A 242-nucleotide genomic window follows, 5' to 3' on the forward strand; every position below is an offset into this window, starting at 1 on the left:
AGGTTGAACAGTCCGGGGTCGGTGGTGGGCGCCAGCGTCTTGTCCAGCTGCACGGAGGCCGCGCAGCTCTGCGAGATGCTTTCGACGGTGAATACCGCCTGGCCGTTGCGGATGCCGAGCAGGCCCAGCAGGTTGTCCACCACGCCGCCAAGCACGGCGCTCCGGACCGGTGCGATGACGGTGTTGATCACGCCGCGCACCGGCGACAGCAACGCTGGAATGTGGGCGTGGACGAGGCTGTG

The 242-nt window shown here is 67.8% G+C and carries 1 protein-coding gene; it reads right to left on the reverse strand.

Annotated elements, in window-relative coordinates; all coding sequences use genetic code 11:
* The coding region (locus ACQG3P_RS22305) for a hypothetical protein (protein ID WP_426806271.1) at window positions 1-242 on the reverse strand (242 nt) is incomplete at both ends.

The sequence above is a fragment of the Stenotrophomonas sp. SrG genome, assembly GCF_050031795.1.
Taxonomy (GTDB): Bacteria; Pseudomonadota; Gammaproteobacteria; order Xanthomonadales; family Xanthomonadaceae; genus Stenotrophomonas; species Stenotrophomonas rhizophila_A.